This is a genomic window from Pseudomonas sp. LF-5, assembly GCF_037626295.1.
Taxonomy (GTDB): Bacteria; Pseudomonadota; Gammaproteobacteria; order Pseudomonadales; family Pseudomonadaceae; genus Aquipseudomonas; species Aquipseudomonas monsensis.
The window spans coordinates 333,866-342,370 of record NZ_JARKMT010000006.1; the positions used below are offsets into that span (position 1 = coordinate 333,866).

Genomic DNA, 8,505 nt, shown 5'->3' on the forward strand with positions numbered 1-8,505 from the left:
GAATCAACGACTCACAGCAATCGCCTGGTTATTCATGATACGCGGAGTGAGAAATACCAGCAGCTCGGATTTTTTCTCCGAAACCACATCACGCCGGAAAAGGCGGCCAAGATACGGCACATCGCCAAGAAATGGCACCTTATCTACAACCTTGCTTTGAGTATTTGAGAAAACGCCCCCAATCACGATGGTTTCGCCGTCATTCACCAGTACTTTGGCGTTGACCTCGTTTTTCTTGATCGGCGGTACATCCTGCACTTTGTTCAGGTAGTCCGGTTCGTCCTTGGTGACCTTCACTTCCATGATGATGCGGTTGTCGGGCGTGATCTGCGGCGTCACCTCCAGCGACAGCGAAGCCTCCTTGAACGACACCGACGTCGCCCCGCTGGAGCTGGCTTCCTGGTATGGAATCTCGGTGCCCTTGAGGATCTTCGCGGTTTCTTTGTCGGAGGTGACCACCTTCGGCTGGGAGACAATTTCGCCGTTGCCGGTTTTTTCCATCGCTGTCAGCTCAAGATCGAGCAATACATTGTCGGTGATGAATGCGATGCCGATCCCGGACGTGTTGCCGACCGTGCCCATGTCGACGAACGGCGAGTTGGTGCTGGTGCTGCCCGGCGTGCCAATGGTGGTGGAGTTGCCGTTACTGACCCCGGACGTGTTCCAGTTGCCCTTGTTCTGGATCGAACCGCCCCAGCGCACGCCCAGGCTCTTGTCGTAATCGACGTTGGCCTCGACGATCCGCGCCTCGATCATCACCTGGCGTACCGGGATATCCAGCTGCGCCACAATCCGCCGCAGTTCGTCGAGGCGATCCTGGGTCTGGTAGGCAATGATGTTGTTGGTACGCTCATCGACCGTGATCGAGCCACGCTCATCGACTTTCGCTTCGGCGCTGGTCACCGACTGGAACAGTTTGGCGATGTCGGCCGCCTTGGCGTAATTCACTTGCAGCAGTTCGCGGCGCAACGGCGCCAGTTCGGCGATCTGCTTCTGCGACTCCAGTTCCTGGCGCTCACGGGCGGCGATTTCATCGGCGGGTGCCACCAGCAGCACATTGCCGATCTTGCGTTTATCCAGCCCCTTGGTTTTCAGCACCAGATCCAGCGCCTGATCCCACGGCACGTTCTGCAGGCGCAAGGTGATACCGCCCTGCACTGTGTCGCTGGCGACCAGATTGAGGTTGGTGAAGTCGGCGATCAATTGCAGTACCGAGCGCACGTCGATGTCCTGGAAGTTCAACGAGAGCTTTTCGCCGACGTAGCTGTTGCGGTCGGCATTACGCTTTTGCAGATCGTCGACCGTCATCGGGCGGACGCTGACGGTCAGTTTGTTGTCGGTCTGGAAAGTCGAATACTCGTAAGTGCCGCCGGGTTCGACAGTGACCACCGTGCGATCACCGCTCACCCCGGCATTGACGAACTGCACCGGCGTGGCGAAATCCTTGACGTCGAGCCGTACTCGCAGTTTCTCCGGCAACTGAGTACGGGCGAAGCTGAGGATGATCTTGCCGTCATGCTCCTGGATATCCGGGGCAATGGTCGGGTCGGACAGGTCGATGACCACATTGCCCTCGCCCGCCGTACCGCGCTGGAAATCGACACCGCGAATCGCTCGGCTTTTCGCCACGAAAGCCTTGGCCGGAGCAGCAGCGACGGTCGTCGCACGGGGTACGGCGGCTGCGGGACGGGGGGCCGCAACCGGCGCGCCCTGGCCGACCACCACGTACAGAGTATTGCCCTCCACTCGCGTGTTATAGGGCGCCAACTGCGTGAGGCTGACGATCAGCCGCGTCCGGTCCTTGGCCTCGACCACCGTGGCAGTGCGCGCATTGCCACTGCCCAGATCGAAATTTTTGCTCGCCAACTGACTGGCGACACCGGGCAAATCCACAGCGATGCGCGCCGGCGACTCGGTGGTGTAGCCCTTGGGCTGCGGTGGCGGGCCGTCGAACGACAACTTCAGTTCGACGCGGTCGCCCGGCAATGCCGCCACGTCCAGCGCCTTCAGGTTAGCAGCGAGTACCATCGGCGACATCAGCGCTATCCATAGCGAAAAACCGAGGGTGGAGAAAATCCTGTTCATTGTTCGACTTCCACTATGAGTGCTCTTTCAAAGGAATGGTGCGTGGTCGTTCCAGCCAGGCGCCCTGACCGTCGGGAACGATTTCGACCACATCGACCTGGGTCGCGCTGATGGCCACGATGCGGCCGTCGTTGCGCCCCAGGTAATCGCCGACCTTCAACCGATGCACACCGCCCGCCCCGCGCAACAGCGCAAAAGAGCCAGAGGCATTGGCAATGGTGCCGACCATCTCGAACTGCTCGATGTTGAAACCTTCGAGGTATTGCTTGACCCGATTGGGGTCGGGTTTGACGTTGCGCGAACCCTGCTTCTGTCCCGCCAGGTCAACCCGCACCTGACGGGAAAACGGACTGCGCAGATTGGCAGCGCTGTAGGTGAATGTGGGGTAAGACCGGAATGTCGGCGTTGGTTCAATCTTGCCCGGCGGACGCAGGCGCACTTCATTCATGTAGGCGTCGAGGTCGCTGAAGTCACTGCTGCCCCCGCAACCGCTCAAGGCCAGCAGCGCCACCGGCAAGACCAGATTACGAATCGGGGTCATTTCTGCAGCCCCTTGTCGTTATAGCGGTAGGTCTTGGCGAGGATGCTCATGCGCAGTTTCGGCCCGCCTTCGGGGCTGGCCGGCGCCAGTTCGAAATCATGCAAGGTGACAATCCGCGGCAGGCCGGCCACGCCGCTGACGAAGGTCGCCAGGTCGTGATAGGCGCCCGTCACGGTGATCTGGATCGGCAACTCGATGTAGAACGGTTGCGTCACCTCCGGCAGCAGTTTGATCTCTTCGAATTCCAGCCCGCTGCCCAGCCCGGTACGGGTGATGTCCTCCAGCAAACCGGGGACTTCAGTGTCACTGGGCAATTGCCGCAACAGCACGCCGAAGGAGTTCTCCATCTCCTTCATTTGCTGGGTGTACAACTCCAGGTTTGCCGACAGGCGCGCCTTGCTGGCGAACTGGTCTTTGAGCGTGGTCTCCTCCTCGCGCCTGGCTTCGAGTTGGCTCTGCATGTCGCTGATGAAAAAGTTATAACCAAGCGCCAGTACCAGCACCATCAACAGCACCCCGGTGATGGCTTTCACGGCCCCAGGCCAGGAACCGATGTTGCTCGTGTCCAAGTCGTTGAAGTCGATATTGTGCAGGCTGTCCAGCCATTCGGACGGCTTCATTGGTCGTCCTCCAGACTTTTCGGCTGGGTCTGACGAACAGTCAGTTCAAAGGTATTGGACTGTTCTACCTGATCGGCGGAGGTGGCTTTGACTTCATTCAGGCTCGGTGCGTCGAACCAGTCGGACGCATCCAGATTGCGCATCAGCTCGGACACCCGGTTGTTCGACTCCGCCGCGCCGCTGATGGAGAGGGTCTTGCCGACCCTTTTCACCTTGGTGAAATACACGCCGTCGGGCAGTGTGCGCGCCAACTGATCGAAGATCCGCCCGCTGACCTGCCGGTTGCCCTGCAGATCCTGGATGATGCGCATGCGCTCGACCAGTTGCTGGCGATGGGCCTTGAGTTCACTGATCTGTTTGATCCGTTCGTCGACGACGGCGATCTGTTTGCCGATGTAGTCGTTGCGCGCGATTTGCCGGTCGATTGCCGCGCTGATGACCTGATCGGCGATAAACACGGCACCGATCGAGCCGACCACCACGCCGGTCAGTGCCAGCAGGAAGCGTTTGCGCCGCTCTTCGCGGCGCTCCTCGCGCCAGGGTAGAAGGTTGATCCGCGCCATCAGTCGAAACTCCGCAGCGCGAGCCCGCAGGCAATCATCAGAGCCGGCGCATCGCTGGCCAGGGCCCCGGCGTTGACCTTGCTGCTCAGGGCCATGTCGAAAAACGGGTTGGCGACCTGGGTCGGGGTGTTCAGGCGCTGCTCGATCAAACGATCCAGACCCGGCACCGACGCCGTGCCGCCGGCCAATAAAATGTGATCGACCGCGTTGTACTGGCCGGAAGCGAAAAAGAACTGCAACGAGCGCGACACCTGCTGTACCAGTGCCTCGCGAAACGGCTGCAAGACCTCGCCGACATAATCGTCGGGCAGTCCGCCCTGCTTTTTCGCCAACCCGGCCTGTTCGACCGTCAGCCCGTAACGCCGCTGGATTTCCTCGGTCAGTTGCCGTCCGCCGAACAATTGCTCGCGGGTGTAGATTATCTTGCCGTTGTGCAGGACGCTGAGGGTGGTCATGGTCGCGCCGATGTCGACCACCGCCACGGTCAGACGCTCCTGGGACACCGCCAGTTGCGTGGCAAGCAGGCCGAACGAGCGCTCCAGCGCGTAGGCCTCGACATCCACCACGCGCGCCGTCAGCCCGGCGAGGGCCAGCGCCGCCTCGCGAACTTCGACGTTTTCCTTGCGACAGGCGGCGAGCAGCACGCTGACGCGCTCGGGATTGCGCGGGGACACGCCCTGGACTTCGAAGTCGATGGCCACCTCGTCCAGCGGGTAGGGAATGTATTGATCGGCCTCGATCTTGAGCTGGTTTTCCAGTTCGTCGTCGGACAGTCCGGCATCCATTTCGATGATCTTGGTGATCACCGCTGAACCGGCCACGGCCACGGCCACGCTCTTGAGCCCGGTGCGCGCCTTGACCAGCACCCGGCTCAGGGCGTGCCCGACGCCTTCGAGTTCGGCGATGTTTTTCTCGACTACGGCATTCGCTGGCAACGGCTCCACCGCGTACGCTTCGACCCGGTAGCGATCACCCTGACGGCTCAGTTCCAGCAACTTGACCGAAGTGGAGCTGATGTCGATCCCCAGTAACGTATTGGCCTTTTTATTGAAGAGTCCCAGCACTACCAATTCCCTATGACTTTCCGTGAGTTACGGACTCTGTAATACGCTTTGCGTTCCTTCACCCCGTCTTGACAGAAGCGCAAATGACGCCCCCAGCAGAAAAGTGCTTATAATGCCCAGCGTTTTTTTCTGCTTTTTACTGCCAGCGCGGTCCGTTCCGTGTGTAGCCGGAACCCCGTCGCCAAATTCATTCTTTGCCCTGGATGTCCAAACGCCTTGATTCGTCTGCTGAAATTTTTCGGTTGGTCCATCGTCGCCGTTTTCTGCGGACTGCTTTTAGGTCTCAGCGGCGCGTTTCTTTACCTTAGTCCGGGTTTGCCGTCTGTGGAGGCGCTGAGAAGCATTCAGTTGCAGATTCCACTGCGGGTTTACAGCAGCGACAACAAGTTGATCGCAGAATTTGGCGAAATGCGCCGGACTCCGATCCGTTTCGCCGACATTCCCCCCAATTTCATTAATGCGTTACTAAGTGCTGAAGACGACAATTTCGCCAACCACTATGGCGTCGACCCGAGCAGCCTGATGCGCGCCGCGACCCAACTGGTCAAAAGCGGACACATTCAGTCCGGCGGCAGCACCATCACCATGCAGGTGGCAAAGAACTTCTTCCTGACCAGCGAGCGCAGCTTCTCGCGCAAAACCACCGAAATCCTGCTGGCCCTGCAAATCGAACGGCAGTTGACCAAGGACGAGATCCTTGAGCTGTACGTGAACAAAATCTATCTGGGCAACCGCGCCTACGGCATCGAGGCCGCAGCGCAGGTGTATTACGGCAAGTCGATCCGCGACGTCAGCCTGGCGCAGATGGCGATGATCGCCGGCCTGCCGAAAGCCCCGTCGCGCTTCAACCCGCTGGCCAACCCGGCGCGCAGTAAGGAACGTCGCGACTGGATCCTCGGGCGCATGTACAAGCTCGGCAAGATTTCCGAGGCTGACTACACCGCCGCGATCAACGAACCGCTGAACGCCAGCTATCACGTGCCGACCCCGGAAGTGAATGCACCGTATATCGCTGAAATGGCCCGTGCCGAGATGGTCGGCCGTTATGGCAGCGACGCTTACACCGAAGGTTTCCGCGTCACCACCACGGTGCCAAGCAATCTGCAGGAAATGGCCAACACCGCGCTGCACGAAGGTTTGATGACCTACGACCAGCGTCACGGCTACCGTGGCCCCGAATCGCGTCTGCCGGGCAAGACCCGCGAAGCCTGGGCCAGCGAGCTGACCAAGCAGCGCACCATCAGCAGCCTCGAACCGGCCATCGTCACCCAGGTCGAGAAAAATGGCCTGCAAGTGCTGACCCGTACCGGCGAAGAACACGTCGCCTGGGACACCATGAAGTGGGCGCGGCCGTTCCTCAATACCAACAGCATGGGCGCCGCCCCGCGCCAGCCGTCGGATGTGGCACAGATCGGTGATCTGGTTCGCGTACAGCGCCAGAAGGACAATTCGCTGAAGTTCAGCCAGATCCCGCAGGCGCAAGGCGCCCTGGTGTCGCTGGACCCGCAGAACGGCGCGATCCGCTCGCTGGTCGGCGGCTTTGCATTCGAACAGAGCAACTACAACCGCGCCCTGCAGGCCAAGCGTCAGCCGGGTTCGAGCTTCAAGCCGTTCGTCTACAGTGCCGCGCTGGACAGTGGCTACACCGCTGCCACGCTGGTCAACGACGCTCCGATCGTGTTCGTCGACGAGTACCTGGACAAGGTCTGGCGGCCAAAGAACGACACCAACACCTTCCTCGGCCCGATCCGCCTGCGCGAAGCGCTGTACAAGTCACGTAACCTGGTGTCGATCCGCCTGCTGCAGGCGATGGGCGTGGGCAAGACCATCGACTACATCACCCGCTTCGGTTTCAACAAGCAGGACCTGCCGCCGAACCTCTCGCTGGCGCTGGGTACCGCGACGCTGACGCCGATGGAAATCGCGACCGGCTGGAGCACTTTCGCCAACGGCGGCTTCAAGATCACCCCGTACATCATCGACAAGATTGAAAGTCGCAACGGCGACACGCTGTTCGCCGCCAATCCGCCGACCGTGCCGCAGGGTGTGTCGGCCACAGATGGCTTTGCCGCGCCGGCGTCTCAGCCGATCACCGTCAATGCGGCACCGGCGCCGGGTGAAGTCCCGAGCGCGGCCGCAGCACCACAAGCGCCGGCAGTGGCTGAGCGGATCGTCGATGGTCGCACCACGTACATTCTCAACAGCATGCTGCAGGACGTGATCAAGCTCGGCACCGGTCGCCGCGCGCTGGCCATGGGTCGCAGCGATATCGCCGGCAAAACCGGTACCACCAACGAATCGAAAGATGCCTGGTTCTCCGGTTACAATGCCGATTACGTGACCACGGTGTGGACCGGTTTCGACCAGCCGGAAAGCCTCGGTCGCCGCGAGTTCGGCGGCACCGTGGCGCTGCCGATCTGGATGAACTACATGTCGGCTGCGCTCAAGGACAAGCCGCCACACGTGCAGCCCGAGCCGGAAGGCATCCTCAGCCTGCGGGTGGATCCGGTCAGCGGTCGTGCGGCGACACCGAGCACGCCGGGCGCTTACTTCGAGCTGTTCAAGTCGGAAGACACGCCGCCCTCGGTGAATGAACTGGGCAACGGCACCGTACCGGGCAGCCCGCTGCCGGCGGATGAACAGGCGCCGATCGATTTGTTCTGATCCACCGTCACTAAAAAGCCCCGCCTTCGTGAGAAGCGCGGGGCTTTTTATTACCTGAAGATCAAAGGCCCCTCACCCTAGCCCTCTCCCGGAGGGAGAGGGGACTGACCGAGTTGCCTGGGGCCATACACCGACCTGAAAGTGTGGTGTCGATTATGGATTCGGCACAGCACTTTCAGGTCGGCGCAACTCCCGAGCATCCGCCAATCATTCCTCTCTCCCTCCCGGAGGGAGAGGGGACTGACCGAGTTGTCTGGGGTCATACACCGACCTGAAAGTGTGGTGTCGATTATGGATTCAGCACAGCACTTTCAGGTCGGCGCTACTCCCGAGCATCCCCCAATCAGTCCCCTCTCCCTCCCGGAGGAAGAGGGGACTGACCGAGTTGTCTGGGGTCATACACCGACCTGAAAGTGTGGTGCCGATTATGGATTCAGCACAGCGCTTTCAGGTCGGCGCTACTCCCGAGCATCCGCCAATCATTCCTCTCTCCCTCCCGGAGGAAGAGGGGACTGACCGAGTTGTCTGGGGTCATGCACCGACCTGAAAGTGTGGTGTCGACTATGGATTCGGCACAGCGCTTTCAGGTCGGCGCTACTCCCGAGCATCCGCCAATCATTCCTCTCTCCCTCCCGGAGGAAGAGGGGACTGACCGAGTTGCCTGGGGCCATACACCGACCTGAAAGTGTGGTGTCGATTATGGATTCGGCACAGCACTTTCAGGTCGGCGCAACTCTGGAGCATCCCCCAATCAGTCCCCTCTCCCTCTGGGAGTGTATGTACCGGAGACATGGTGGACACATGTTCGGAGACATGGTGGACGGTTTTAGATCTTCTTACCTGCCGTAACGATCTGCAAGTTCAAGTCGATTCGGGCGATGCGATGTCTACTCCAGTAGACATCGTGGATGCCGTCCTCCGTCGTTTCCCGGATAGCTACTGACTTCCCGTAAAAAGCTTTCCCGACT

At 60.4% G+C, this 8,505-nt stretch carries 6 protein-coding genes and 1 pseudogene; 1 reads left to right on the forward strand and 6 read right to left on the reverse strand.

All coding sequences use genetic code 11. The features are described from left to right. Positions 1-3 precede the first annotated feature (3 nt). The 5 genes from pilQ to PseuLF5_RS19460 are packed head-to-tail and all read right to left on the reverse strand — an operon-like array spanning position 4 to position 4,873. Complete coding sequence (pilQ, locus tag PseuLF5_RS19440) at positions 4-2,085, reverse strand: type IV pilus secretin PilQ (RefSeq protein WP_222833824.1); 2,082 nt, start codon at positions 2,083-2,085, stop codon at positions 4-6. Positions 2,086-2,098: 13 nt separating this feature from the next. Continuing rightward, the gene (locus tag PseuLF5_RS19445; protein WP_123470758.1) at positions 2,099-2,626 is read right to left on the reverse strand and encodes a pilus assembly protein PilP; all 528 of its coding nucleotides are present in this window, start codon (positions 2,624-2,626) and stop codon (positions 2,099-2,101) included. Beyond that, positions 2,623-3,246 carry a type 4a pilus biogenesis protein PilO gene (pilO, locus tag PseuLF5_RS19450; protein WP_340134372.1) on the reverse strand — a complete coding sequence of 208 codons (624 nt, stop codon included), beginning with the start codon at positions 3,244-3,246 and terminating at the stop codon, positions 2,623-2,625. The genes PseuLF5_RS19445 and pilO overlap by 4 nt, the downstream gene beginning before the upstream one ends. Then, positions 3,243-3,809 carry a PilN domain-containing protein gene (locus PseuLF5_RS19455; RefSeq protein ID WP_340134374.1) on the reverse strand — a complete coding sequence of 189 codons (567 nt, stop codon included), beginning with the start codon at positions 3,807-3,809 and terminating at the stop codon, positions 3,243-3,245. The genes pilO and PseuLF5_RS19455 overlap by 4 nt, the downstream gene beginning before the upstream one ends. Continuing rightward, on the reverse strand, positions 3,809-4,873 hold the full coding sequence (locus PseuLF5_RS19460) for a pilus assembly protein PilM (protein WP_340134376.1): 1,065 nt from the start codon (positions 4,871-4,873) through the stop codon (positions 3,809-3,811). The genes PseuLF5_RS19455 and PseuLF5_RS19460 overlap by 1 nt, the downstream gene beginning before the upstream one ends. A 219-nt stretch (positions 4,874-5,092) precedes the next feature. On the opposite strand from PseuLF5_RS19460, the gene PseuLF5_RS19465 reads away from it, so the two are divergent. Then, the gene (locus PseuLF5_RS19465) at positions 5,093-7,537 is read left to right on the forward strand and encodes a penicillin-binding protein 1A (RefSeq protein ID WP_429541753.1); all 2,445 of its coding nucleotides are present in this window, start codon (positions 5,093-5,095) and stop codon (positions 7,535-7,537) included. An 826-nt stretch (positions 7,538-8,363) separates the two neighbouring features. Here PseuLF5_RS19465 and PseuLF5_RS28270 read toward each other — a convergent pair. Next, positions 8,364-8,505, reverse strand: a pseudogene (locus PseuLF5_RS28270) (IS481 family transposase); the annotation flags it as partial.

Bases quoted from the DNA above. Each gene is read 5' to 3' on its own strand.
- pilO (WP_340134372.1), bottom strand. From the start codon at position 3,246: ATGAAGCCGTCCGAATGGCTGGACAGCCTGCACAATATCGACTTCAAC.
- PseuLF5_RS19455 (WP_340134374.1), bottom strand. From the start codon at position 3,809: ATGGCGCGGATCAACCTTCTACCCTGGCGCGAGGAGCGCCGCGAAGAG.
- pilQ (WP_222833824.1), bottom strand. From the start codon at position 2,085: ATGAACAGGATTTTCTCCACCCTCGGTTTTTCGCTATGGATAGCGCTG.
- PseuLF5_RS19445 (WP_123470758.1), bottom strand. From the start codon at position 2,626: ATGACCCCGATTCGTAATCTGGTCTTGCCGGTGGCGCTGCTGGCCTTG.